At 68.7% G+C, this 26,697-nt stretch carries 18 protein-coding genes; 8 read left to right on the top strand and 10 right to left on the bottom strand.

The genetic code is table 11. The annotated features are described in order from the left end of the window. Window positions 1-85 precede the first annotated feature (85 nt). Together GM672_RS07530 and GM672_RS07525 are read right to left on the bottom strand one after the other, a co-directional pair. A complete protein-coding gene (locus GM672_RS07530) occupies window positions 86-2,185 on the bottom strand; it encodes a prolyl oligopeptidase family serine peptidase (protein WP_260098576.1) in 2,100 nt (699 codons plus the stop codon). 104 nt (window positions 2,186-2,289) lie between these two features. After that, window positions 2,290-3,009 carry a PEP-CTERM sorting domain-containing protein gene (locus GM672_RS07525; protein ID WP_155469911.1) on the bottom strand — a complete coding sequence of 240 codons (720 nt, stop codon included), beginning with the start codon at window positions 3,007-3,009 and terminating at the stop codon, window positions 2,290-2,292. A gap of 196 nt (window positions 3,010-3,205) precedes the next feature. On the opposite strand from GM672_RS07525, the gene xth reads away from it, so the two are divergent. Then, window positions 3,206-4,060, top strand: a complete 855-nt coding sequence (gene xth, locus GM672_RS07520) for an exodeoxyribonuclease III (protein WP_155469910.1) — start codon at window positions 3,206-3,208, stop codon at window positions 4,058-4,060. Here xth and GM672_RS07515 read toward each other — a convergent pair. Then, window positions 4,057-4,773, bottom strand: coding sequence for an MOSC domain-containing protein (locus tag GM672_RS07515; protein ID WP_155469909.1), 717 nt, complete (start codon window positions 4,771-4,773; stop codon window positions 4,057-4,059). The two genes, xth and GM672_RS07515, sit on opposite strands and share 4 nt — an antisense overlap. Window positions 4,774-4,856: 83 nt before the next feature. Here GM672_RS07515 and GM672_RS07510 point away from each other — a divergent pair, with 83 nt between their 5' ends. The 5 genes from GM672_RS07510 (at window position 4,857) to GM672_RS07490 (ending at window position 18,391) form a co-directional block, all read left to right on the top strand. After that, window positions 4,857-7,931 carry a CHASE domain-containing hybrid sensor histidine kinase/response regulator family protein gene (locus GM672_RS07510; protein ID WP_229417602.1) on the top strand — a complete coding sequence of 1,025 codons (3,075 nt, stop codon included), beginning with the start codon at window positions 4,857-4,859 and terminating at the stop codon, window positions 7,929-7,931. A 125-nt stretch (window positions 7,932-8,056) separates the two neighbouring features. Then, a complete protein-coding gene (gene recC, locus GM672_RS07505; protein ID WP_211517337.1) occupies window positions 8,057-11,515 on the top strand; it encodes an exodeoxyribonuclease V subunit gamma in 3,459 nt (1,152 codons plus the stop codon). After that, a complete protein-coding gene (gene recB / locus GM672_RS07500) occupies window positions 11,512-15,213 on the top strand; it encodes an exodeoxyribonuclease V subunit beta (RefSeq protein WP_155469907.1) in 3,702 nt (1,233 codons plus the stop codon). Before recC ends, recB begins: the two co-directional genes overlap by 4 nt. Window positions 15,214-15,221: 8 nt before the next feature. Then, window positions 15,222-17,219 carry an exodeoxyribonuclease V subunit alpha gene (gene recD / locus GM672_RS07495; RefSeq protein WP_155469906.1) on the top strand — a complete coding sequence of 666 codons (1,998 nt, stop codon included), beginning with the start codon at window positions 15,222-15,224 and terminating at the stop codon, window positions 17,217-17,219. An 83-nt stretch (window positions 17,220-17,302) separates the two neighbouring features. Then, window positions 17,303-18,391 (top strand): hypothetical protein, encoded by a 1,089-nt coding sequence (locus GM672_RS07490; protein ID WP_155469905.1) that lies wholly within the window; start codon window positions 17,303-17,305, stop codon window positions 18,389-18,391. On the opposite strand, the gene GM672_RS07485 is transcribed toward GM672_RS07490, so the two are convergent. After that, complete coding sequence (locus tag GM672_RS07485; RefSeq protein WP_155469904.1) at window positions 18,392-19,342, bottom strand: serine hydrolase; 951 nt, start codon at window positions 19,340-19,342, stop codon at window positions 18,392-18,394. 300 nt (window positions 19,343-19,642) lie between these two features. Then, on the bottom strand, window positions 19,643-20,668 hold the full coding sequence (locus GM672_RS07480) for a sulfate ABC transporter substrate-binding protein (protein WP_155469903.1): 1,026 nt from the start codon (window positions 20,666-20,668) through the stop codon (window positions 19,643-19,645). A 177-nt stretch (window positions 20,669-20,845) separates the two neighbouring features. Here GM672_RS07480 and GM672_RS07475 point away from each other — a divergent pair, with 177 nt between their 5' ends. Next, window positions 20,846-21,373 (top strand): GNAT family N-acetyltransferase, encoded by a 528-nt coding sequence (locus GM672_RS07475; RefSeq protein WP_155469902.1) that lies wholly within the window; start codon window positions 20,846-20,848, stop codon window positions 21,371-21,373. A gap of 12 nt (window positions 21,374-21,385) precedes the next feature. On the opposite strand, the gene rodA is transcribed toward GM672_RS07475, so the two are convergent. The 4 genes from rodA to GM672_RS07455 form a co-directional block, all read right to left on the bottom strand. Further along, complete coding sequence (gene rodA, locus GM672_RS07470) at window positions 21,386-22,507, bottom strand: rod shape-determining protein RodA (RefSeq protein ID WP_155469901.1); 1,122 nt, start codon at window positions 22,505-22,507, stop codon at window positions 21,386-21,388. Further along, the gene (locus GM672_RS07465; RefSeq protein WP_155469900.1) at window positions 22,504-22,644 is read right to left on the bottom strand and encodes a hypothetical protein; all 141 of its coding nucleotides are present in this window, start codon (window positions 22,642-22,644) and stop codon (window positions 22,504-22,506) included. Before GM672_RS07465 ends, rodA begins: the two co-directional genes overlap by 4 nt. Window positions 22,645-22,715: 71 nt before the next feature. Further along, window positions 22,716-23,405, bottom strand: coding sequence for a class II glutamine amidotransferase (locus GM672_RS07460; RefSeq protein WP_155469899.1), 690 nt, complete (start codon window positions 23,403-23,405; stop codon window positions 22,716-22,718). Between the two features lie 111 nt (window positions 23,406-23,516). Further along, entirely contained in the window at window positions 23,517-24,434 is a 918-nt protein-coding gene (locus GM672_RS07455; protein ID WP_155469898.1) for a proline dehydrogenase family protein, read from the bottom strand. A 347-nt stretch (window positions 24,435-24,781) separates the two neighbouring features. On the opposite strand from GM672_RS07455, the gene GM672_RS07450 reads away from it, so the two are divergent. Further along, window positions 24,782-25,621 carry an EAL domain-containing protein gene (locus tag GM672_RS07450; protein WP_155469897.1) on the top strand — a complete coding sequence of 280 codons (840 nt, stop codon included), beginning with the start codon at window positions 24,782-24,784 and terminating at the stop codon, window positions 25,619-25,621. 3 nt (window positions 25,622-25,624) lie between these two features. Here GM672_RS07450 and GM672_RS07445 read toward each other — a convergent pair whose 3' ends face one another. Then, complete coding sequence (locus GM672_RS07445) at window positions 25,625-26,653, bottom strand: putative phage abortive infection protein (protein WP_170299968.1); 1,029 nt, start codon at window positions 26,651-26,653, stop codon at window positions 25,625-25,627. Between the last annotated feature and the right edge of the window lie 44 nt (window positions 26,654-26,697).

Below are 26,697 nucleotides of genomic sequence, written 5' to 3'. Positions count from 1 at the left end.
TACTGCAGAGCAGGACGACGGTGCGCACGATTGCGGTATTGCCGAAAAAATGGGGTCTGTCCCCATTTTTTCGGCAATGTTGCCGCTAGCGCAGCTGGTTGAGCAGGAAGGTGTACGTCAGCGCCCACATCTGCGCCTGCTGGGCATTGTTGGCGGCGCCGGCATGGCCGCCTTCCGTGTTTTCCCAGTACAGCACGTCGTGGCCCTGCTCGCGCATGCGCGCCACCATCTTGCGGGCGTGGCCTGGGTGGACGCGGTCGTCGCGGGTCGACGTGGTAAACAGCACGCGCGGGTAGCGCCGGTCCGCCGACACGTTGTGGTAGGGCGAATAGCGGGCGATATGGTCCCACGCGGCCGCGTCGTCCGGATCGCCGTACTCGCCCATCCATGACGCACCGGCCAGCAAACGGTGGTAGCGGCGCATGTCCAGCAGCGGCACCTGGCAGACGACGGCGTTGAACAGTTCCGGGCGCTGCGTCAGCGCGGCGCCCACCAGCAGGCCGCCGTTGCTGCCGCCCATGATGCCCAGGTGACGCGGGCTCGTGATGCCGCGCCGGCCCAGGTCCTCGGCCACGGCGATGAAGTCGTCGAACGCGCGCTGGCGGTGCTGCTGCAGGGCCGCCTGGTGCCAGCGCGGCCCGAATTCGCCGCCGCCGCGGATATTGGCCAGCACATACACGCCGCCCTGGCCCAGCCACGCCGCCCCCGTCACGCCGCTGTAGAAGGGCTTCAGCGAAATCTCGAAGCCGCCATAGCCGTACAGCACGGTGGGATTGCTGCCGTCCAGCTTGGCATCGGCGCCCATGACGACGAAATACGGTACCCGGGTGCCGTCGGGCGACGTGGCGTGGTACTGCGTTACCTGGTACGGGGCCGCGTCGAAGAAGCCGGGCAGCGATTTCAGGGGCGCGCGCGCATCCGTGCCCGCTTCGGCCAGGTACAGGGTGGTGGGGTGGAGGAAATCCGTCACGGTCAAAAAGTACTGGCTCGATTCGATCTCGTCCAGGGCCGACACTTCCAGCGTGCCGAAGGCGGGGGCGTCGACGTCGCGCCGCTGCCAGGCGCCGTCCACGTGCGACAGCTCGACGAGACGGTTCTTTACATTGTCCAGCACGTTGAGCAGCAGGGCCGAGCGGGTGGCCGCCACGCCGTCCAGCGAGGACGTCGCCGTCGGCGCGAACAGCACGTCGAAGCGGCGCGTGCCGTCCAGGAAGGCCTGCAGGCCGGTGGCGAGCAGGGCGCCCTGCGGATAGGTGCTGTCGCCAACCGTCCAGTCCGAGCGCAGTTCGATGACGAGCTGGTCGCGCACCGTGAAGGCGTTGGCGTCCAGCGGCTTGTCGATGCGGGTCAGGCCGTTGCCGTCGCGCAGGAACAGTTCGCTGCTGTAGAAGCCGATCTGGCGCGAGATGAACTGGTGCGTGTGGCCAGGGGTGAAGTCCTTCCAGGCGCCCACGCCCAGGTCGTCCGTCGCGGCCTCGAACACGGTGCGGGCGGCGGCCAGCGGGGTGCCGCGCCGCCATTCCTTGACGATACGGGGGTAGCCGGACGTCGTCAGCGAGCCGGGGCCGAAGTCGGTCGACACGAAAATCGTGTCGGCATCGATCCACGCCACGTCGCTTTTCGCTTCGGCCAACTGGAACCCGTCGTCGACAAAGCACCGCGACGATACGTCGAATTCGCGCACGACGGCCGCGTCGCCGCCCCCGCGCGACAGCGACACCAGGCAGCGTTCGCCCGCAGGATACAACGACGTAACGCCATGCCAGACCCAGTTTTCGCCTTCGTCGGCCGCCAGCGCATCGAGGTCCAGCACAGTGTCCCATTGCGGTTCGGGCAAGGCGTAGCTGGCCAAGGTGGTGCGGCGCCAGATGCCGCGCACGTGGTTGGCGTCGCGCCAGAAGTTATAGTAGTACGCCCCATGCCTGCGCACGTGCGGAATGCGTTCGTTCGAATCGAGGATGGTGCCCAGCCGTTCGCGCAGGGGTGCATACTCGGGCCTGCCTTGCAGCTCGTCCAGCGCCACCGCGTTCTGCGCGGCCACCCACGCCAGCGGTGCCTCGCCCATCACGTCTTCCAGCCACAGGTAAGGGTCAATGGCGGGAGCACCGTGGCCGCCGTCCGGCAGCGCGGTCGTCACGGCGGCCAGCTTGCGGCGGGGCAGGGGGCGGAACATGGGGGAAGGCATCGGTTCTCCAGTGGAAGTCAATGCCATACTCTACACCAGAGCGCCTGCACCAGAGCGCCTGCACCAGAGCGCCTGCACCAGCCCGTGGAACGCGACGGCACGGCTCAGCTGCGCCGGCGCCGCCACAGCAGCAGGGTGGCCAGACCGAGACCGGCCATCGCCGGCGTGCCCGGTTCCGGCACGGGGCTGACCGTGACATCGAGCAGCAGGCGCGGCGCCAGGCCCAGCGGACCGGCACCGAACTGCAGCTGGTTGACGAGGGTGTTGGCGTTTTCATCGGCATGCAGCAGCAGCGACAGCAGGCCGTCGTCGCCGATTTCCTGGACCGACAGGCCCCACAGGTCGATTTCGACGAGACCGGCCGGCATGTCCGGGCTGAACCACCGACTGCCCAGCTCCCTGCTGTACTGACCCCACAGGTTCGAACTGGTCGACAGCAGGTCCCAGTCGTCGATCTCGCCCAGTCCGACACGCAGGATGGTGTCGGTGGGGGTGCCGCCCTGGCCCAGGTAATCGAGCTGGAGCCTGGCCGAGTTGATCGCCACGGTGCGTCCCGCGCCGGCCAGCGCGGCCAGCGCGCTCGTATCGAAGCGCACGACGTTCTGCCAGTCGGGGAAATCGGCGCCGCCGCCCCAGTCATCCGTGTTGGCGACAGGCAGGTAATTCAGACGAAACAGTGTCTGGTCCAGCACACCGGCGTTATTGCCAAGCATCGTCGCCGATGCGCTGGCCTCCAGGTCCAGCGCCACCGGGGCGGCATGCACGGTGGCAGCGGCTACCCACAACGCCGCGCCGAAGGCGACGGCCGTCATCAGGTTTTTCATGTTTTTTCTCTCGTCAAACGAAAAACGCCAACGGAGCAAAATTCATACCGATTTCTGACATTGTTTGATATCAAAGGCTTGCGCGCCTGTCACAGCGTCAGGTGTAAAGAATACCGACAGTTGTCACCGATTCGTGTGGTACGGATGGCGCAGCTGCCGTCACAATAGCGCCCATCGATTCTTTCGCGGAGCTTCCATGCGTATTGCCACCTTCAATATCAACGGCATCGGCGCCCGCCTGCCCGCCCTGCTGCAATGGCTGGAAGAAAAACAGCCGGACGTGGCCTGCCTGCAGGAGTTGAAGGCGCCCCAGGAGAAGTTTCCCATCGCGGCCATCGAGGCGGCCGGCTACCATGCCATCTGGCACGGCCAGAAAAGCTGGAACGGCGTCGCCATTCTCGTGCGCGGCAAGGCGCCAGCGGAAGTGGGGCGGGGCCTGCCGGGCGACCCGGAAGACGAACAGAGCCGGTATATCGAGGCGGTGGTGGACGATGTCGTCGTCGTCTGCCTGTATCTGCCGAACGGCAATCCGGCGCCGGGCCCCAAGTTCGACTACAAGTTGAAGTGGTTCGAGCGCCTGATCATCCGGGCGGAACAGTTGCTGGCCACCGGCGCGAAGATCGTCATCGCCGGCGACTACAACGTCATGCCCACCGAACTGGACGTCTACAAGCCGGAACGGTGGCTTGACGACGCGCTGTTCCGCCCCGAGACGCGTGCCGCCTTTGCCCGCCTGGTGGCCCAGGGCTGGACGGATGCGCTGCGCACCATGCATCCGGACGAGAAGATCTACACCTTCTGGGATTATTTCCGCAATGCCTACGGGCGCGACGCGGGCCTGCGCATCGACCATCTGCTGCTGAGCCCCGCACTGGCGCCAGCCCTGGTGGCAGCCGGCGTCGACCGCGACGTGCGGGGCCGCGAAAAACCCAGCGACCACGCCCCCACGTGGATCGAGCTGGACCTGAATCGCGCGGCCGGCGCCCCGCACGCCACCGCCGCAGCCAAGCCGAAGGCGGCCCGCAAGAAGGCGGCCCAGCAGGCGGACTAATCCGGCACTCCGGCGAACACGCCATCCCCCAGCCAGCGCCGCAGGTCCGGGTGCTGGCCCTTGGCAACGCTCCGGTGTGCCAGGCCCAGCTTGTGTGCCACGGCCGGCAGTGCCCGGCAGTAGCTGGCCTGCACGCCGGCCAGCCGTGCGAATTGTCCGTATTCCACCACCATGCCCTCCGGCACAGCTGCCAGGATGCGGGCCACGCGGGCGCGCCAGTCATCCGGCCAGGGCGGGAGCGTGGCGGCCAGCCGCAGCACCGGGTCGCCCACGTGGATCGGGCCGCCTCGCAGCACCCGTGCCAGCATGCCGCGTCCGTTGCCGATGACCCGGGCCAGGCCAGGACGTTCCACGTCGAGGGCGCCGCAGGCTTCGCACTGGAAGCTCAGGCACAGCACGGCCGTGTCGCCGATTTGCAGCAAGGTGCCGGATGCAAGGCGCGCGGTGTCGATATCGAGCAACAGATTTTCCCGCAAGCTGTGCGGTGCCAGGCCGTGGCGGGCATAGGCGGGCGCCCCGGCCAGCAGCACGTGGCGGGGCGAAGCGGGGTCAGCGTGGACGTCGCCTTCCAGGCCGATGCCGCCCAGCGCCAGGGCGCAACGGGTGGCAACGCGCGGTCGTTCGCGCTGCGGGCGCAGCACGATGGCCTGCACGTGGCCGAGGGGCGTCACGTGCTCGGCCTGTTGCAGGGTCGGCGTTATGATGTCTTTCACCGGGCGCAGTGTAGCAGTGGCGATGGCTTGTGGCGGCCTTTCGGAGTATCCTGCCGTAATGCAATATGTTTTCATCGAGAATGATGCATAGGACAGCACCCAGACTCTCCCGCATCCTGCAGTGGGGCATCGGCCTGGCGCTGGCGACGGCGGTCGGCCTGTCGTTCCATATGCTGGCGGCGCGCAGTGTCGAGGAAGACGCGCGCCAGCGCTTCGACAACGCCACGCGTGCTACCCAGTACAGCATCTCGGCGCGGGTCAAGGCCTATTCGGACGTGATCCGCGGCCTCGTCGCACTGTTCCAGACGAATGACAGCCTGTCGCGGCTGCAATTCCAGCAATATGTGCACAACCTGGGGATCGAACAGCATTTCCCCGCCATCGAGGCCATTACCTACGCGCCCCACGTGCCGCACGAGGCGCGCGATGCCTTCGTGGCGGCCGTGCGGGCCGATACCAGCGTCGCGCCGGGCGGCTATCCCGACTTCGATATCCGCCCGCCTGGCAAGCGTGCCTACTATGCGCCGCTGACGTGGCTCGAACCGATGGGCACTTTGAAGGACAAGTTCGGCGTCGACATCACGGCCAATCCCGCCATCGACCGGGCCATGGCCCTATCGCGCGACACGGGCCGCATCAGCGCGTCGGGCCAGCCCATCCGGGGCTTCAGCGTGGCGCCTCATATCGGCCTGGGCATGCGCCTGCCCGTGTACCGGCGCGGCGCCCAGGTCAACGACGTGGCCAGCCGCCGCGCGGCCTACCTGGGCTCGGTCGGTGTCGGCTTTTCCGTGGCGGCGCTGGTGCAGGGCGCCATCGACGAGATGGCCGATCGCAAGATCCACATGATTCTGTACTCCGACGGGAATACCGACCCGGACAAGCGCCGCCTCGACATCGAAAGCGACGACCGGCTGCTGTACAACGACAACGGTTCGCTGGACGCGCCGCCGGCCTTGCACGGCAACCTGGACGCGTATTTCGTCGTCGTGCTGCCGATCGACTTCAACGGCAGCCTGTGGAAGGCCCGCTTCTATGCCCGCAAGAGCGACCTGATGGGCGGCTTCGACCGCTCGCTGCCGCTGGCGGCGCTGGCCACGGGCTTCGTCGGCACGATGCTGATCTACAGTTACTTCTTCCTGCTGACGTGGCAGCGGCGCAAGGCGCAGGAACAGCGCCGCCTGCTCGACAGCGTGCTCGACAACGTCGACGCCCACGTCTACCTGAAGGACGGCGAGCGTCGCTACGTCTACGTCAACGCCCGCATGGCCGAGGTGATGGGGCGCCCGGCCGATTCCATCGTCGGCCGCACGGACCGCGAGCTGCTGCCGGCCCAGGCGGCCGAGGAGGCATGGGCCGAGGACCGGCAGGTGCTGGCCGGCGGCGTCAAGCGCTCCGGCGAAGGCCAGTACCAGGACGCCGACGGCACGGTGCGGCACCTGTGGACCGTCAAGGCCCCCGTGGAACTGGACAGCGGCCGCGCCGTCATCGCGCTGTCGACCGACGTCACGCAGCTGCACCGCCTGAAGGACGAGGCGCAGGCGGCCAGCCGGGCAAAGAGCGCCTTCCTGTCGAACATGAGCCACGAGATCCGCACGCCGATGAACAGCGTCATCGGCATGGCCCACCTGGCCCTGAAGTCCGTCAGCGACCCGCGCCAGCGCGACTACCTGCAGAAGATCTACCATTCGGGCCAGCACCTGCTGGGCATTATCAACCATATTTTGGACTTCTCGAAGATCGAGGCGGGCAAGCTGGACCTGGAAGTGCTCGACTTCAGCCTGGACGCGCTGCTGGCCAACGTGGCCAGCCAGCTGGGCGAGGAAGCGGCCCGGCGCAAGCTGGAGCTGGTGTTCGAGACGTGGCCCGGCCTGCCGGCCCAGCTGCGTGGCGACCCGCTGCGGCTCGAGCAGGTGCTGCTCAATTTCACCAGCAATGCCATCAAGTTTTCCGAGAACGGCCGCATCTACATCCGCGCCCGCGCCGAGGAAGCGCGCGACAGCGCCCTGCTGGTGCGCTTCGAAGTGCAGGATCGCGGCATCGGCCTGTCGGCCGAGCAGGTCGGCAACCTGTTCCAGTCCTTCCACCAGGCCGACGCGTCGACCACCCGCAAATACGGCGGGACGGGCCTGGGCCTGGTCATCAGCAAGCAGCTGGCCGAGCTGATGGGCGGCACCGTCGGCGTCGAAAGCGCACCCGGCGTGGGCAGCACGTTCTGGTTCACGGCGCGGCTGCAGCAGGGCGCGGAACTGGCGCCGCCGGCGCCCGGCAAGGCGCTGGCCGACGAAGTGCTGGCACCCATCCGCGACGCCAACATCCTGCTGGTGGAAGACAATATCTTCAGCCAGCAGGTGGGCCAGGAACTGCTGGAGGATGCCGGTGCCACCGTTGTCGTGGCCAATAACGGCAAGGAAGCCATCGACCTGCTGCAGAAGGGCCAGTTCGACTGCGTGCTGATGGATGTGCAGATGCCCGTGATGGACGGCTACGAGGCAACGCGGGTGATCCGGGCCCACCCGACGCTGTGCGGCACCCTCGTCATCGCGATGACGGCCAATGCGGGCCGCGAGGACGAGGCGCGCTGCCTGGCCGCCGGCATGGATGAATTCATCACGAAGCCGATTGCCCCAACCCTGCTGTTCGGCGTGCTGGCCAAGTGGTTGAGCCAGCGGGCCGCCCACGCCCGCCAGCCCCAGGTGCGCAGCACGACGGCGCCGGCCGCGCTGGCGCCGGCCGTACTGGGGCCTGCCGTGACGGCGCTGGCCAAGCCCCCCAGGCCGCCGTTGCCCGCAGCCGCCGCCGACGCCAGGTTGTTCGACGTGTCGGCGCTGGGCCAGACCTTCGGCAACAAGCCCGACAAGATGCGCAAATACGCGCTGATGTTCCTCGACTCGGCCCGTGAAGGCATGGAAGAGATCGACGAGGCGCTGGCGCACCAGGACCTGGCGCGGCTGGCCGAGCTGGGCCACCGCATCAAGTCGTCGGCGCGGGCCGTCGGCGCCCACAGCTTCGCCGAGCTGTGCCTGGCCCTGGAACGGCTGCGCAAGGGCGGCGGCATCGACGAGGCCCGCGCCATCGTCGGCCATATGCGCCCCCTGCTGGAGCAGCTGGACGAGCATATCGGCGACGAGCTGGAGGCGCGCCTGGGGGGGGATGCGTGATCCCGGGCGCGTGACGGGCCGGCTGCCGGTTGCGGGGAGCACGATGCAAGGCGGCAGCTCTACCGCGGCGGCCAAGATGCGATAATAGCGCCCTGTCCCACCGTCCCGTCGGTCGCCACCCTCGTATGTCCACGCTGCACCAATCGTCGATTTCCCCCGGCCTGCTGATCCTGCACGGCAACCAGCTGGAGCAGTTGCGTGCCGCCGTGTTCCAGTGGCTGCGCAACCATCCGCTCGACCCGCTGGAAACGGATGTGCTGCTGGTGCAGTCGAACGGCGTGGCCGAGTGGCTCAAGATCGCGCTGGCCGAGGAAATGGGCGTGTGCGCCGCTACCCGCGTGGCATTGCCGGCGCGTTTCCTGTGGCAGGCCTACCGGGCCATGCTGGGGCGCGAGCGGGTGCCGCGCATCTCCGCCTTCGACAAGGGCCCCCTGACGTGGCGGTTGATGCGCCTGCTGCCGGCCCTGCTGGCCGACGACATGTTCGCGCCGCTGCGTCACTTCCTCGCCGGCGGCGACCCGGAACGCCGGCTGCAGCTGTCCGAGCGCCTGTCCGACCTGTTCGACCAGTACCAGGTATACCGGGCCGACTGGCTGGCCGACTGGGAGGCGGGGCGCGACCAGACCCGTTGCCCGCGCGGCGTCGTGTACCCGCTGCCGGAAGGCCAGCGCTGGCAGGCGGCGTTGTGGCGTGCCATCGTCGGCAGCGTGCCGGCGGAAGAACGGGCGCTGGGCCGGGCCGGCGTGCATACCGAATTCGTGCAGGCCGTGGCCGGGGGCGCCGAGCCCGTCACGCCGCTGCCGCGCAGGGTCGTGCTGTTCGGCGTGTCCGCGCTGCCGTACCAGACCTTGCAGGCGCTGGCGTCGCTGGCCCGCTTCACCCAGGTCATCGTGGCCGTGCCCAATCCCTGCCGTTTCTACTGGGGCGACATCATCGACGGGCGCGATCTGCTGCGCGCGGCGCGCCGGCGCCAGCATCCCCGCAACGGCCTGGACCTGGGCAGCATCCCGCTGGAGGAACTGCACGCCCACAGCCACCCGCTGCTGGCCAGCTGGGGGCGCCAAGGGCGCGACTATATCCGCATGCTCGACGAATTCGACGAAGCGACGGCGGCCGCGGGCGACGGCGACCACCTGCGGGTGGATCTGTTCAGCGACGACGCGGGCGACACCTTGCTGCACCAGATGCAAGCCGCCGTGCGCGACCTGCTGCCGCTGGCCGAGCACCAGTTCCCCACGCCGGGAAGCGAGGACCGCTCCGTCGTCTTCCACGTCGCCCACAGCGTGCAGCGCGAAGTGGAAGTGCTGCACGACCAGCTGCTGGCCATGTTCGCGCGCGATCCGGGCCTGCGCCCGCGCGACATCGTCGTCATGGTGCCCGATATCGACGTCTTCACGGCCGCCATCCATGCCGTATTCGGCCAGTACCGGCGCGGTGCCAGAACCGGCGGTGCCGCCGGCGACCCGCGCCACATCCCCTTCGAGATCGGCGACGTCAACGACCGCAGCGTCAACCCGCTGCTGGTGGCGCTGGAATGGCTGCTGCGCCTGCCCCAGCAGCGCTGCCGCCAGAGCGAGGTGCGCGACCTGCTGGACGTGCCGGCCGTGGCGCGCCGCTTCGGCCTGGCGCCGGACGACCTGCCCGTGCTGGGCCAGTGGATCGAAGGCTCGGGCGTGCGCTGGGGCCTGGACCGGCGCCACCGCGAAGGCCTGGGCCTGGGCCCGGCCGGCGAACAGAATGCATGGATCTTCGGCATCCGCCGCATGCTGCTGGGCTATGCCAGCGGCAACGGCGACGCCTTCGGCGAGATCGAACCGTATGGCGAAGTGGGCGGACTCGATGCGGCGCTGGCCGGCTCGCTGGCCCAGCTGGTCGAGCAGTTGCTGGCCTGGCGCGCCACGCTGGCCGAAGCGCGCACCCCGGGCGAGTGGGGCGAGCAGGCGAGAAAATTGCTCGCCGCGTTCTTCGACGCGCGCGAGGAAGCCGACCGGCTCACGTTGAACCAGTTGAACGAGACCTTGAACTGCTGGCTGGAGACGTGCGACATGGCCGGCTTCGACGAGCCCGTGCCCCTGTCCGTGCTGCGCGAAGCATGGCTGTCGGCGCTGGACGAGCCGTCGCTGGAGCACCAGTTCGTCTCAGGTGGCGTCACCTTCTGCACCCTGATGCCGATGCGCGCCGTGCCGTTTCGCGTCGTGTGCCTGTTGGGCATGAACGAAGGCGACTTCCCCCGCCGCGCCAGCCGGCTCGATTTCGACCTGCTGGCCTTGCCCGGCATGGCGCGGCCGGGCGACCGTTCGCGCCGCGACGACGACCGCTACCTGATGCTCGAAGCGGTGCTGGCCGCGCGCGACACGCTGTATATCAGCTGGTGCGGCCGCAACGTGCGCGACAACAGCGAGCAGCCGCCGTCCGTGCTGGTGGCCCAGCTGATGGACTACCTGCGCGCCGGCTGGCAGCTGCCGGACCTGAAGGCGCGCACGACGGAACACGCACTGCAGCCGTTCTCGCGCCGCTACTTCGAGCAGGGCGGCCTGCTGACGTTCGCCGGCGAGTGGCGTGCCGCGCATCTGGCCGATGCGCGCGACGAAGGCGGGGAGATCGACCCGGCCACGGTGCTGCCGCCGTTCGAGATCGACGCGCGCTTTCGCCTGAAGCTGTCGATGCTGGCAGCCTTCCTGCGCCAGCCCGTGCGTTATTTCTTCCGCCAGCGCCTGGGCGTCATGTTCGCCGAATCGGCCCTGGTGGGCGAGGACGAGGAGCCGTTCTCGCTGAACGCGCTGGAACGCTACCTGCTCGAAGACGCGCTGCTCGAGGACACGCTGGTGGCGCCGGAAGCCCAGGCCGACGCGCTGGAAAGCCTGGCGGCGCGGGCCCGGCGCCTGCAGCGCGAAGGCGTGCTGCCCATCGGCCTGATCGGCGACGGCGTGCGCGAGGCGCTGGTGCAGGCCCTGGTTCCCGTGCGCCGCGCGTGGCTGCGCCTGGGCGCGGCCTATCCGCATGCGGCCGGCAAGCTGCCCGTCGGCCTGGCGCTGGACGGCATCGTGCTGGAAGACTGGATCGACGGCCTGCGCAGCGACGGCGAAGGCCCCGGTGCGCACACCGTGTGGCTGCTGCAGATGTCGTCGCGCGCGCTGGACAAGGCCGGCCACCCGCGCGGCGACAAGCTGATCGCCATGTGGCTGCGCCAACTGGCCGCCAGCGCCCAGGGCGCCGCCATCACGGGCATGCTGGTGGCGCGCGACGCCGTCGTGACGATGCCGCCCCTGGACCAGGAAGCGGCCCGCGCCACCCTGGCCGGCCTGGTGCAGTGGTGGCGCCAGGGCATGGACTCGCCGCTGCCCGTGGCCTGCAAGGCGGCGCTGGCGCTGGTGACCGGGGGCGAGCCCCGCGCCACCTATGACGGCGGTTTCGAGGTGAGCGGCGAGGGCGACGACGAATGCCTGGCGCGCCTGTGGCCGGAATACAGCGCCCTGGCGGCCGAGCCGGACCACGCCCGGGTCGCCCGCGCCCTGTACGGCCCGCTGGCCGAGTGGCTGGACAAGCACGTGACCGTGCGATCCATCGACGGGGAGGCGGCATGAGCGACGACATCGGCAACAACGTGAGCGACGGCGCTGCGCAACTGCTCGACCCCTTGACCTTCCCCCTGCATGGCACGCGCCTGATCGAGGCCAGCGCCGGCACGGGCAAGACGTGGACCATCGCCGCGTTGTACGTGCGCCTGGTGCTGGGCCACGGCGGCACGCAAGGCTTCGCGCGGCCCCTGCTGCCGGCCGATATCCTCGTCATGACCTTTACCCGCGCCGCCACGCGCGAGCTGTCGAACCGCGTGCGCGAGCGCCTGGTCGAGGCGGCGGCGTATTTCCGGGGCCAGGCCGGCCACGGCGACGGCTACCTGGACGCGCTGCTGGAAGCGTATCCGGACGTCAGCGCCCGCCAGCAGGCGGCGCACCGGCTGATGCTGGCCGCCGAGACGATGGACGAAGCGGCCATCTTCACCATCGACGCATGGTGCCAGCGCATGCTGCGCGAGCACGCCTTCGACAGCGGCAGCCTGTTCGACGAGGAACTGGTCAGCGACGAAGGGGCGCTGTTCGAGGATGCGGCGCACGACTACTGGCGCCAGCACGTCTACCCGCTGCGCGAGCCGGCCCTGGGCGCGCTGCTGGAATGCTGGCCGGACGTGGGGCGCCTGAAAGTGAGCCTGAAGGAGCTGGTGCGGCGCGCCGGCACGGCCGGCTGGACGCAAGGGGCCGACCCGGGCGAGCCGCTGGGCAGCATGATCGGCGCGGCGCTGCGCGAGCAGCAGCAATGGCTGGCCGGCCTGAAGGAAGGCTGGGGCGAGCGGCTGGACCGGATGGAGCAGTGGCTCGAGCGGCAGAAGGCCGCCAAACTGCTCAATGGCCAGAAGATGAAGGCAAACTGGCTGGCCGGCTGGTTCGCCAGCCTGCGCGCGTGGGCGTTCGATCCGGCCATGGTCGATCCGGGCATGTCGGAGTCCGGCTGGAAGCGCCTGGTGCCGGCCGGGATCGCCGATGCCTACAGCGGCCCGGACATCCCGGACGATTTTGCCGCGCTCGACGCGCTGCAGGCGGCGCTGGGTGCCTTCGAACCGCTGCGCCACCGGCTGTACCGGCATGCCGCCGTAGTGATCGCCGCGCGCATGGAAGCGCTCAAGCGCGAGAAGCGCCAGTTCGGTTTCGCCGACATGCTGGTGCGCCTGCAGCACGCGCTGGAGGGCGAGAACGGCGCCGCGCTGCGCCAGCGCATCACGGAGCAGTACCCGGTGGCGCTGGTCGACGAATTCCAGGACACGGCGCCGTCGCAATACCGCATCCTCGACCTGCTGTACCGCGTGGCGCACAACGACCCTACGCTGGGGCTGTTCCTGATCGGCGACCCGAAGCAGTCGATCTACGGTTTCCGCGGCGCGGACATCCACAGCTACCTGGCCGCGCGCCGCGCCACCCTCGGCCGTCATTTCCAGCTGGGCACCAACTACCGCTCCACGCAGGAAGTGGTGGCCGCCGTCAACCGCGTGTTCCTCCACGCGGAGCGGCTGGCCAACGACACGGGCTTCGACCGGGGCGCGTTCCGCTTCCGCTCCGGCTCCGTCAATCCGCTGCCGTTCGAGGCGGTCGACGCGAAAGGGCGCAGCGAGCGGCTGGTCGGCGTCGACGGCCAGTTGCAGGCACTGACGATTTCCTGCGCCGTCAGCGGCGAGCTGCGCGCCGACGCCTACCGCGATTTCTTCGCCCATCACTGCGCCGAGCATATCGTGGCCCTGCTGAACCACCCGGACACGGGCTTCGACGGCCCGGACGGCTGGCGGCGGCTGGAACCGGCCGATATCGCCATCCTCGTGCGCGACCGCAAGGAGGCGCAGGCGATCCGGCTGGCGCTGCGGCGCCGGCGCGTGCCCAGCGTCTACCTGTCCGACAAGGACTCCGTGCTCGACAGCGATGAGGCGCGCGACATCCTGCGCTGGCTGACGGCGCTGGCCAATCCCCTCGATGGCAGCCTGGCGCGGGCCGCCTTCGCCACGCGCACGGCCAACCTGTCGCTGGCCGAACTGGCACGCCTGTCGGCCGACGAGCTGGCGTGGGAACAGCGCGTCGAGCAGTTGAAGACCCTGCACACGATCTGGCAGCGCCAGGGCGTGCTGGCCATGCTGCGCCGCTTCATCCATGAACTGGGCCTGCCGGCCGCGCTGCTGGCCCAGCCGGGCGGCGAGCGGCGCCTGACCAACCTGTTGCACCTGGCCGAGCTGCTGCAGTCGGCCAGCCGCCAGCTCGATGGCGAACAGGCCCTGATCCGCTGGCTGGCCGAACAGGTCGAAGGGGAGGGCGACAACAGCGACGAGCAGGTGCTGCGGCTGGAATCGGACGCGGAGCTGGTGAAGGTCGTCACGGTGCACAAGTCGAAGGGCCTGGAGTATCCGCTGGTGTACCTGCCGTTCGCCGTCACGGCGCGCAAGGTGGACAAGCGCAACCGCAGCTTCTTCGAATACACCGATGCCGACGGCGTGCGGCGCATCGACATGGCGCTGTCCGACGAGGCCCAGGCCGCGGTGGAATCGGCCCGCATCGAGGAAGACCTGCGCCTGTTGTACGTGGCGCTGACGCGGGCGCGCCACTTCCTGTGGCTGGGCGTGGCCGCACTGCCCGCGCGCAAGGAAGGCAGCAACGTGCTGCACGACTCGGCGCTGGGCTACCTGCTGACGGGCGGCGCGCCGCTGCCGGCCGAGCACCTGCAGGAACGGTGGCAGCACCTGCGGGGCGACTGCGACGCCATCGGCATCGCCACCCTGGACCAGCCGGAGCAGGTGACGATGCTGGCCCGCGTCGAGGAAGTGCCGCCGCTGGTCGATCCGGCACCCTACAACGGCACGTTCGAACGCAACTGGTCGGTCGGCAGCTTCACGTCCCTCACGCGCGGCACCCAGGCGGCCGTGCCCGTGCCCGTGCCGAAGGACGCACTGGAGGAAACCCTGCTCGAGGGCGAGGACGGCACGCCGGCCGCGAAGGTGGAGGACGCGCCGTGGCACCGCTTCCCGCGCGGCTCCGTGCCCGGCAACTTCCTGCACGAGCAGCTCGAATGGCTGGCGCAGGAAGGCTTCGACAGCATCGACGACCCCGGTTTCGACGCCCGCATCGGCCGGCGCATCGAACGGGCCGGCTGGGGCCACCGGCTGGACGACACCATCGCGTGGCTGCGCGAACTGGTGGCCACGCCCTTGCCGCCGCTGGGTGCGGCGCTGCGCGATATCGGCGCGCTGCTGCCGGAGATGGAATTCTGGTTCCCCAGCGAGCACCTGGCCACGAGCCGGCTCGATACGCTGTGCCGGCAGCACCTGCTGGGCGGCAATGCCCGTCCCGCCCTGCCGCAGCGGGCCCTGCACGGCATGCTGAAAGGCTTTTCCGACCTCGTGTTCGAACATGAAGGGCGCTACTGGGTGCTGGACTACAAATCGAACGCGCTCGGCGGCGGCGACGCGGCATATCACCAGGCGGCACTGGCGCACGGCATGGCCGAACACCGCTACGACGTGCAGGGTGCCATCTACATGCTGGCGCTGCACCGCCTGCTGGCCAGCCGGCTGGGCGAGGCCTACGACCCGGCCGAACACCTGGGTGGCGCCGTGTTCTTTTTCCTGCGCGGTATCGGGAACCCGGTGACGCGGGGATGTTACGTGCTGGCGCCGGACGCGGCGCTGCTGGACGGCCTGGATTCGCTGCTGCGCCAGGATGCCTTGGTCCCACTGGAAGACGATGAATGAAGCCCGCGATGAACCCCGGCCTTGAGGAGCGCATCGAAGCGACCCTGGCGCAACTGGACGCGCTGACCGAGGCGGGCAAGCTGCGCCGCCTGGCCGGCGCCTTTGCCCGCTTCGTCGGCACCCTCGGCCACGCACCGGCGCCGCTGCTGGTGGCCTGCGCGCTGCTGTCCGAGCTGGAAGGGCGGGGCCACAGCTGCCTGGTGCTGGCCGACCTGGCGCGCGACCCGTCGCCGCAACTGGGCTGGCTCGATGGCGAATGGGCCGCGTTGCGCGCGGCCGCGGGCCCGCTGCCGAAGAACGGCGCCGGCTGGCGCGCGCTGCTGCAGGCCTGCGAGCAGGTGTGGCCGGTGGGCGACCTCGATTTCAAGCAGCCCCTCGTGCTCGATGGCGAGCGCCTGTACCTGCGCCGCTACTGGCGCGACGAGATGACGGTGGCGTCCTCGATCCGGCGCCGCGCCGGCAGCGCCCGCGCCGTCGATGCCGATACCGTCCGGGGCTGGCTGGACCGGCTGTTCGAGGCCCCTCTCGACACGCGCGATGCCGACCCGGGCCCGGACTGGCAGAAGATCGCCTGCGCCGTGGCGCTGCGCAGCGACCTGGCTGTCATCACGGGCGGCCCTGGCACCGGCAAGACCTATACGGTGGCGCGACTGCTGGCGCTGCTGTTCGCCATGGCCGACGGCGAAGGCGGCGCGGCCGGTTTGCGCATCGCTCTGGCGGCACCGACGGGCAAGGCGGCGGCGCGGCTGAAGCAGTCGATCGACACGGCGCTGGACGAGCTGGCCGAGAAACTGGGCGAGACCCTGCCGCTGCGTGAACTGGCGGCGCGCATGGGCGCGGCGCGCACCTTGCACAGCCTGCTCGGCGCGCGGCCGGACACGCGCAGCTTTGCCTATCACGCCGGCAATCCGCTGGACGTGGACGTGCTGATCGTCGACGAGGCGTCGATGGTGCACCTGGAGATGATGGCGGCGCTGCTGGCAGCGTTGCCCGATCACGCGCGCCTGATCCTGCTGGGCGACAAGGACCAGCTGGCGTCCGTGGAAGCGGGCGCCGTGCTGGGCGACCTGTGCGCCGAAGCGGAAAGCGGCCATTACGCCGAAGGCACCGTCGACTACGTGGCGCGGGCCACGGGCGAGACCATTCCCGCCCCGTACCGCGAACGCGATGGCGGCGTACTGGCGCAAAGTATCGTCATGCTGCGCCGCAGCCGCCGCTTCGGCGGCCCGATCGGTGCGCTGGCGCTGGCCGTGAACCGGGGCGACGCGGAAGCTGCCCGCGCCGTGTTGCGCGCCGGGCCGGAAGAACACGGCGCCCGCCTCCTGTGGCTCGAAGGGGCCCGGCCTGCCGACGTACTGGCGCTGGCCATCGACGGGCGCGAAGGCGCGGGCCAGGGCTACCGCGACTACCTCACCGTCGTCAAGGCGGGGCCCGAGGCCTGGGACATGGATCACCAGGGCTGGGTGCGCGCCGTGCTGCGCCGCTTCGAACAATTCCGCCTGCTGTGCGCCGTGCGCGCGGGCGAGTGGGGCGTGGCGGGCCTGAACGAGGCCATCGAGACGCGGCTGGACCAGCTGCGCCTGATCCGGCGGCGCGGCGAGTGGTACGTGGGGCGGCCCGTCATGGTGACCCGCAACGACTATGCCACCGGTGTCTACAACGGCGATATCGGCCTGACCCTTCCGGACCCGCTGCGCCCCGGCTCCCTGCGCGTGTGGTTCGCCGACGGCGACGTCATTCGCAGCGTGCTGGCCACGCGGCTGCGCAACGTGGAGACGGCGTTCGCCATGACGGTGCACAAGTCGCAGGGGTCGGAATTCACGCACACGGCCATGGTGCTGCCGCGCGAGGCCAATGCCGTGCTGGCGCGCGAACTGGTCTACACGGGCATCACGCGGGCGCGCGAATTCTTCACGCTGGTGGCGCCCAACGGGGCCGTGCTCGGCCAGGCCATCGCCGAGCGTACCCGGCGCGCCAGCGGCCTGCGCGAGGCACTGCTGGCCTGAAACTTGCGCGCGGGGACGGGGCGGTCGGCGTCATAATGACGGGGCCGGCACGTGCCGGTCACGACCAGAAGGAGGAGATGCCCATGTGGCTTGCCTTGATGCCGTTGTCACGAACCTTGCAAATGGCCGCGCCCGTGCTGGCCCTGCTGCTGGCCGGCTGCGCGGCCACGCCTGCCAGCCGGTCGGGCTTCACGCAGGCCCTGGCGGAACCGGCCGCTGCCGCCGGAGAAGCAAGGCTGCTGGCACGGCAGGCCGCCGACGACGCGGAAAAGCTGTACGTATTGGGTGCGGGGCCGTACCAGATAATCGATTTCGGCCGGAAGGTGTGCGTGCCTGTCAGCGGTCCTGCGGCGGCCGACGCCGCCCTGGGCGTGTTCGGCGACGCGCTGGCCCTGGTGCAGCAGGTCGGCGCCACGCCGGATGATGTGGGCTACGCCGGCTATATCGCCCAGTTGCGCCTGAACGCGGCCAACCGGCGCGAGGCCGACTTGCCGGCGGCCGGCACGGGCACCACGGCTGCCCAGCAGCGTTGCCGCGAACTGTTCAGCGCCGACGCGGCCGGCGTCGTCGGCCAGTACCAGCCGGGCGTGGGCCCGGCCGCCTTGCCCGGCATCGCGCCCATGCTGGCGCTGGACGACCTGGCCCGTTCGATCCTGGCCGTGCTGGAGGCGACCAGCCGCGACGAGGCGGTGACGGAAACGGTGAAGCGGCTGGTGCCGAAGCTGGAACAGGCCGAGGCCGTGCTGCGCCAGGCGCCGGGCAGTTCCTTCGGACCGTATATCCAGCATGCGCCGGCCAGCGCGCCGGCGGCCTGCGCGATGAACCAGACGACATTGGGCGCGATGGTGACGCTGCGGCGATGGATGGTGGCGCAGACCCTGCTGGCGCAGCAGCGCGCCTTGAAGAACTGCCGCTGGCCGGACTGCCTGGGTACGGCGGACGGGCGCCGCAACGTTGACGACCTGGTGGCGAACATGCGCCTTTACCGCGGCCTGGCGGCCCTTGACACGGCCCAGACGCTGGCATTGCTGCACGCGGGCGTGACGCAGGCACGCGAGGTGGCGGACGGCAAGCGCACGCCCGCCCAATTGCTCGACGCGCTGGTGGCGATCGCCGACGCGGTGTCGACCGTCAGCGACAAGCGCGACGCCTGGCGGGCGGCGCGGCCCTGATCAGTTGGCGCGGCGGCGGCGCGGCTTCTTCGTTGGCGCCGCCTTCTTGCGGTAGTTGTTGGCCTTGGCGGCGCTTTTACCTTTCGTCATGCGGCCCGCCGACGCCTTGATCAGCGACGTCGGCGCCGAGCGGGTGGCGCGGGCCAGGGTGGCGCGGCCTCCGTCGCCCGTGATCAGGCGGCGGATATTCAGGGCATCCATGATGCGGGCCGAATTGGCGCGGGCGTTGAGCAGGATGATGGTGGCGTTCTTGCCGGCCGCCTTGATGCGCATGATCAGGCAGCGGCCTGCTTCTTCCGTGTAGCCCGTCTTCGACAGGCCGATATCCCAGCCCTTGGCGCCCACCAGGCGGTTGGTGTTGTGGTATTCCACACCCCGGCCCTTGATGTTGATGACTTCGCGGGTATCGGTGGTGTACTGGGTGATCGTCGGGTAGGCGGCAGCGGCCGTGGCCATCTTGACCAGGTCCGTCGCCGTCGACGTATTGTTCGGCGACAGGCCGGTGGGCTCGTCGATGCGGGTCTGGGTCATGCCCAGCGCGCGGATCTTGGCGTTGACGGCCGCCTTGAAGCGCTCCGGGCCGCCGGGAAAGGTGCGCGCCAATGACGCGGCGGCGCGGTTATCGGACGACATCAGCGCCAGCTGCAGCACTTCTCCGCGCGACAGCGTTGCGCCCACGGGCACGCGCGAGGTGCTGTGCTTGAGCATGTCGACGTCCTGCCGGTCGATGCTGATCTGTTCGTTCATGTCCAGCTTCGAGTCCAGCACCACCATGGCCGTCATCAGCTTCGTCAGCGACGCGATGGGCACGACGTCGGTGGCATTCTTTTCCAGCAAAATCTTGCCAGTGCCGTCTTCGACCACCAGCACGGATTGCGAGCCCATCGGCACGGCCAGCACGGCGGCCGCGGAGCACGACAACAGCAGGGCGGCGGCAATTTTCTTGATCATTTTTTAAAGTGAATTCGGGGAAGGGTGCGGGGCGCGGCGCAGCGACAAACGCAGGAAGACCATCTGTCTATACGGCAATATTTTCCAAGCTGAGAAGATAGCATCAAAGCACCGGCCGAGTCCAGACGATGTCAGCAGTGCGCGCCTCGATAGCAGGGGCAAAGAATGCAAAAAAGGAGGCCAAAGCCTCCTTTTAAGTTTGACCTAAGAATAACAGTCAGCCTCTGGGACGAGTCCCAACGCACACTTCCGAAATTCGGGGACTGTCCCCGAATTTTCCGGGACTGTCCCCGATTTTTCTTACTGCCCGCCGTAGATCTTGTCGAACTCGCCGCCGTCGTCGAAGTGGCGCTTCTGGGCCGCGCGCCAGCCGCCGAAGACTTCGTCGACCGTGAACAGCTTGATGGGACGGAAGGTGGCGGCATATTTCTTTGCCACGGCAGCCGAACGGGGGCGCAGGTAGTGCTTGGCGATGATTTCCTGGCCCTGCTCGCTGTACAGGAAGTTCAGGTAGGCCGTTGCCTCATTGCGCACGCCGCGCTTGTCGACCACCTTGTCGACGACTGCCACGGGCGACTCGGCCAGGATCGACGAGGCCGGGTAGACGATGTCGAAGTTATCGCCGAATTCCTTGCGCACCAGCTGCACTTCGTTCTCGAACGTCACCAGCACGTCGCCGATTTGGCGCTGCGTGAACGTGGTGGTGGCGGCACGGCCGCCCGTGTCCAGGATCGGCACGTTCCTGAAGATTTTCGTCACCAGCTCGCGCGCCTGCGCGTCGGTGCCGCCGTTCTGCAGCACCGAGCCCCAGGCCGCCAGGTAGGTGTAGCGGCCGTTGCCGGCCGTTTTCGGATTCGGGATGACCACCTTCGTGCCGGGCTTGGCCAGGTCGGTCCAGTCCTTGATGCCTTTCGGATTGCCCTTGCGCACCAGGTAGACCATTGTCGAATAGGCGGGGGCGGCGTTGTTGGGGAACTTCCTGGCCCAGTCCTTGGCCACCAGGCCACGGTCGGCCAGCATGTCGATATCGTTGGCCTGGTTCATCGTCACGACGGACGCTTCCAGTCCGTCCGCCACGGAACGCGCCTGCTTGGACGAGCCGCCGTGCGACTGCTTGATCTGGATGGTCTTGCCCGTCGTCCGCTTGAACTGCGCCTCGAAGGCGGGATTGATGTCCTGGTACAGTTCGCGCGCCACGTCGTAGGAGACGTTCAGCAGGGTGACATCGGCGGCCGAGGCGGCCACGGGCAGGCCCACGGCAGCGGCAAAAGTGGAGGCCAGCAACAACCGGCGGGCGGCGCTAAATGCGATTTTCTTATGTGACATGGTAGTCCCGAAATGGAAAACAGATATCAATGGTGCGAAATTGCGCGCGAAAAAGATACTAAATTTTCGTAATATGCTTAGATGGCGCCGGAAAACGGCCCCCTGGCCAGTGTCGCCACGGCGGCGGACGCCTTCGTGTATAGTCCCGCTGTAACCGCGTCATGGAATTTTCTGCAGATGAGTTTTGATATTCGACCAGCCGTCCCGCAAGACGCCGCCGCCGCCTGTGAAGTGCTGCGCCGCTCGATCGCGGAGTGCTGCGTGCTCGACCACCGGGGCGATGCCGCCGTGCTGTCCGCCTGGCTGGGCAACAAGACGCCGCAGACGGTGGCATCCTGGTTCGAGTCGCCCACCAATGTGTCGCTGGTGGCCGTGCAGGACGACGCCGTCGTCGGCGTGGCGCTGCTGACGGCGGCCGGCAAGCTGGCCCTGTGCTACCTGCATCCCGACGCGCTGCGCCGGGGCGCCGGCCGGGCCTTGCTGGCACGGATGGAGGAACGGGCGCTGGCCCTGGGCATCAAGACCTTGTTCCTGCACAGCACCGCCACGGCCGAAGGCTTCTTCGCCGCCCACGGCTATCGCCGCGACGGCAATGTGCGGGCGCCGTACGGGGTCGACACAGTGCTGTTCTGGAAGCCCCTGGCCCTGCATGCCGGCGCGCCGGACAGCCAGCGCAAGCGCTTCTGCAATTGCAGCTCGGCCTGAATTTTCTGAATTTTACTTCAGCCCGCCCAGCCGTCCGCGCGCCAGCGCGGCACTTTCCCGCGCGATCGCCATCAGCATGCCGCAACCGAGGCCCAGGGTCATCAAGGCCGTGCCGCCGTAGCTGATGAAGGGCAGCGGCACGCCGACGACGGGGAAGATGCCGCTGACCATGCCGATATTGATGAAGGCATACGTAAACAGGATCATCGTGATGGCCCCGGCCAGCAGGCGCGAGAAGGGCGTCGCCGCCCTGCCCGTGATCTGCAGCCCCCGCACGATCAGCAGGAAATACAGCACCAGCAGGGCGATATTGCCGGCCAGGCCGAATTCCTCCGCATAGACGGAAAAGATGAAATCCGTCGAGCGTTCCGGCAGGAAGCCCAGGTGGCCCTGCGTGCCTTCCAGCCAGCCCTTGCCGGAGACGCCACCGGAGCCGATGGCGATGCCGGCCTGCTTGATCTGGAAGCCCTTGCCAAGCGGGTCGGCGTCCGGATGCAAGAGGGTCATCACGCGGTGGCGCTGGTAGTCGTGCAGCAGGGGCCAGGACAGCGGCATGGCCACGATGCCCGCCACGGCCAGTGCCGCCAGGGCCCGCCACGGCAGGCCGGCCAGCACGATCACGTAGAAACCGGCCGCCAGCACCAGCAGCGCCGTGCCCAGGTCCGGCTGCTTCATGACGAGCCCGACGGGAATGGCCAGCAGCAGGGCGGCGACGGCGAAGTTCTGCCAGCGCCGCGCGGCCCCGAAATGATGGAAGAACCAGGCCAGCATCAGCGGCATGGCGATCTTCATGATCTCGGACGGCTGGAAGTCGAAGCCCACGTACAGCCAGCGCGTGGCGCCCTTCTTGCTCACCCCCGCCACCAGCACGGCCAGCAGCATCAGCACGCCGATGGCGTAGACGGCTGGCGCGTGACGCATCAGTCGGGGCGGCGGCACATTCGCGGCCACCCACATGATGGCCAGCGCGATGCCGATATTGCGCAGCTGGGCCGCGAAGCGGCCGGGGAAATCGGCGGCGGCGGAATACACCGTCACCAGGCCCGTGACCAGCAGCAGTGCGATGCACAGCAGCAGCGGTACGTCCACGGCCACGACGGGGCGCAGGCGCGCCCACCATCCGGCCTCGTTCATTGCCAGGCCTGCAGGTAGACCAGGCGGACGGTCAGCAGCGCCAGCCCGGCCAGGGCGACGACGGCAAGCGTGAGGAGGCGGCGCCGGAACTGCGCGCCGGCGCGGTCGGCGAAGGACGGATCATGTGGGTCGGGCATGTGGACATGGGGAGAAGGAGGCACGCCATTATACGGCGCGCCTTGCCATCCTGGCATGCCAGGCAGGTACGTCAGGCGCGCAGCAGGCCCTGGCCGAAGGCCTTCAGTTCGCCCGCGGCGAAGGCGATCCAGCCCTCGGCCGTGTCGACGGGCTGGGTGGCGATGATGGCCTTGCCGGCATCGAGGCGGTAGTGCAGGTTGGTCGAGCAGTGGGCGAACAGGGTGTCGCCATTGGACAGGATGAAGTTGAAGGTGCCGTGCGAGGCGATGTCCGCCGCCACTTCGGCCATCGCCGCGTGCAGCAGATGCGCTGCCGGCGCGCCGTGCGGGAAACGCCGGGCCAGTTGCGACAGCAGGTGGCAGAACGCCGCTTCGCTGTCCGTGTCGCCCTGGGGACGGTAAAGGCCCGGGGCCGGCGCGAAGGTTTTCAGGTCACCGTTGTGGGCGAAGCTCCACGTCTGGTCCCACAGCCGTCGCGCGAACGGGTGGCTGTTTTCCAGTGCGATGCGGCCCTGCGTGGCCTTGCGGATATGGGCCAGGATATTGCGGGCACGCAGCGGACGGCGGCGGATGCGGGCCGCCAGCGGCGAATCGATGGCGGCGCGGTGGTCGGTGAACAGGCGGCAGCGCTTGCCGCTGTGGAAAGCGATGCCCCAGCCGTCCTTGTGCTCGTCGGTGCGGCCGCCCCGTTCGGCGAAGACGTCGAAGAACGGGCCGAGCGCGGCGGGGAGACTGCTGTTCAATCCGAGAAGCTGGCACATGGGACACCCGATCCGTGTAGTGCGCGGCGCCCTGTGGGCGACCTCGCGCGTTGATGTAGGGTAACAATACCCTTGCACGGCTGGGATGAAAACGAATCTTTTCCAATATGCTTATGTGTGTTGTTGCCCGTCAACTACATCGCCGCCGGCGCCGTCTGCGGCGGGCAACAACCACGGCCCCAGCGCATCAGTGACGGCCTGGTACAGTCGCACGGGCTCCTCGGCGATGCGGTTCAGCACGTACAGGAAATGCTCGTGGCCGAACACGGTATATTCGCGCGTCGGCAGGCCCCGCGCCCGCAGGGTGTCGATCTGCTCCGTGCCCAGGCCGATCAGCGACTCGAACTCAAATGCGTCGAAGGCGGCCGGGTCCGGCGCGATGTCGTCGATCAGGCGGGCCAGGTCATGCTGGATGGCGCGGTCGTGCGTGGCGATCGAGCACAGGTGGCCGCTTCCCAACAAGGTGGCGGCATGTTCGCGGTAGGCGGCGGCCAGTTCCGGGCTGTTGCGGGCATGCGAATGGGCCGCGCTTTCATGGAAGGCGCCCTTGACGAGCCGGATGCGGCCCGGATAGCGCAGCAGGCGCGGCAGGTCCTGCACGGAGCGGCGGCGCCTGGCCGGCACGGTGATGCCGACATTGGCCAGTCCCGCTTCGTCGTGCAGCCGCATATAGGTGGCGTAAATGGCGTCGGCCCGTTCGATGTTTTCCATCGAGATCATCAGCTCGCGCCCGGATGCTCGCGCCGCCTGGCCCAGCCGCACGGCATTGCGATAGCCCAGTTCCGGATCGACGCTGGCACCGATATGGGACAGGTCGAACGAGATCGACGAGTCCAGCCCGGCTTCGTCCAGCGCGCGCACCAGTTCCAGGAAGACTTCCGTCTCGGCCATCGCCACGGCCTCGTCTTGCACGCTCTCGCCCATGTATTCGGCCGAGCCCCGGTGGCCCCGGGCGGCGCTGGCCGCCACGCGCCGCACCGCCTCCGGCACCGTGGCGCCGGCCACGTAGCGTTCGGCCACGCGGTGCATGAACGGCAGCAGGGCCGGATCGGTGCAGAAGCGCGCCTTGGCGCTTTCGTCCAGCGCGAGAGCGCGCAGCGCGTCGGCGGCGCGGTCGACGATGGGTTGCCAGGCGGCGGGGAAGGTGGCGGGGGCGGGCGGCAGCGACGCGGCGGTCCTTTCAAAGGTGATGATTCAAAGCTGACAAGTAAACTGAGCGGATCTGCCAGCATGCCAGACAATGCCGCGCCGTGCTTGTCTCCGTTTGCGCTGCGGTTATTCAGCCTGCGCATAAGAAACGGCGAATTGATTCGTTCTGCGTTCGGGCCGGGCAGCGTACGCTGTCCTGCATGACATCCTTGTTGCGAAAGGCAGTAATGCGCTATCCCATCCTTCATCAATATCTGGCGGGGCTCGTTCAACGGGCCGATGCGTCGTCCTCGCTGTGGCTGGACTCTTCGGGTCGGGCCCAGGGCCGCTTCTTCAACTGCATGATGACGAGTGTGTTCCAGCCCGTGCGCTCGCTCGACAGCGGGTCGCTGCTGGCCTGCGAAGGCCTGGCCCGCGGCGTGTCGGCCGAAGATGAAGGGTTGTCGCTGTGGCGCCTGCTGGAGCACGCGGCCAGCGACGACGAATCCGTGGCGCTGGACCGGCTGTGCCGCATGCTTCACGCCATTAACTTTTTCCGCCAGGCGGAGAGCGCCCACGCGGACCTGCACCTGAACGTGCACGGCCGCCTGCTCAGCGCCGTCAGCACCAATCATGGCCATGCCTTTCGTCGCATCCTCGACGCGCTGGAATTGCCGCTGGCCCGGGTGGTGCTGCAACTGCCGGCCACCGTGCCGCAGCAGACCTGGCTGTTGGGCTATGTGGCGGACAACTACCGCCGCAACGGCTTCCGTTTCGCCGTCAATGTCGCCACGGCCGACGAGGGCCTGGCGCTGGTGGCGCGGGTGCGCCCCGACATCGTGCGCATCGACGCCCGCGGCGCCGGCAACGGCCAGGACGGCGCGGCGCTGGTCCGCCTGATCAACGCCGCGTCCGACGCGGGCGGCAAGGTGCTGTTCCACCACGCCGAACGGCCCGAGACGTTGACGGCTCTGCATGCCGTCGCCGACGGGGCGGCGGCCGTGCCGCTGGTGCAGGGCTATGCGCTGGACCAGCCCCGGGCCGTGCTGCCGCCGCTGGGGCAGGCTGCCGCGAGGATCGCCGCCTGAACGTCAGTTGCCGCCCAGCCCCGAGGTCGTGCGCTGCGCCTCATACTTGTCGTCGGCCACGCGCTGGGCCACACGGCGCCTGATATCGAGCTTCACACTGCGGCTTGGGGAGTGCATCGGCGTCGCGCCGGCCGTGTTCGGCGTACGCCCGAAGGCAGTCGATCGATACGCCAGCGACAAGGCATCCTTGTACGCGTGCCGGTAGCGCCGGTGCAGGTGTTCAAGCAGGTTGAACTCCTCGATCAGGGGATGCAGCGCCTGGCCCTCGGCGGTCAGGCCGTACAGGGCCAGCATCAGCACGGCACCTTCGCCGATCTGGCCGCGCGCGATATCGGCATAGCGGCACTTGTCTTCCCGCGCCAACGTCGAGCGGGCCACATACTCGAACGTCTGGACGATCAGCCGGTAGTGCGGCCCGAACAGCGACGGCCGGCGGTCATACGCATCGATCATGAAGTGGGTGACGAGCGCTTCCAGTACGGCGGCAGGGTCGTCCAGGCGCCCGGCCTTGACGGCAGCGTGGATCTCGTAGGCATGCTTGTCCAGCGCACGCGAGCCCTTGCGGGTTTCCTCGCCGGCACGCGTATAGACCAGCTTGGATGTGGTGGCTTCGCTCAATTGCAACAGCTGGAAGAAGAACGACTCGAATTCCTGCTGGTAGCGGTGGGCCCGTTCGTCTTCCGAATCGGCCAGCGCCTTCTTCATCGTGTGATATTGCATATAACCGGCCCACAGCACGGCGGCGCCGGCAATGCCGGCCAGCAGCGTGTTCAGGCCGCCGAACAGATCGCCCGTCTGGCCATAGCGGGCGTACAGCTCGGCGTCCGGGACCTTCTCTTGTTTCTTTTCCGTCCCGTCCTTGCCCTCCTTGTCGCCGCCGGCCGAGCCGGGCTTGGCATCGGCCCCGGCGGCTGGCGGCGTGGCTGCCGGAATATTGGCCTGAACCTTACCGTACACCCAGCCGATGATTTCGCCGGGCCAGGCCAGCCACAGGCCGACGACCAGCGTCAGGCCGGCGGCGAGAATCAGCAAGGCCCCTGTGGTCCTGGGCATCGGGGTACTACCGGTCTGCATCA

The sequence above is a fragment of the Pseudoduganella buxea genome (assembly GCF_009720835.1).
Taxonomy (GTDB): Bacteria; Pseudomonadota; Gammaproteobacteria; order Burkholderiales; family Burkholderiaceae_D; genus Rugamonas; species Rugamonas buxea.
The sequence above is the reverse complement of the archived record's forward strand: the minus strand, read 5'-3'. Positions and strand labels throughout refer to the sequence as shown.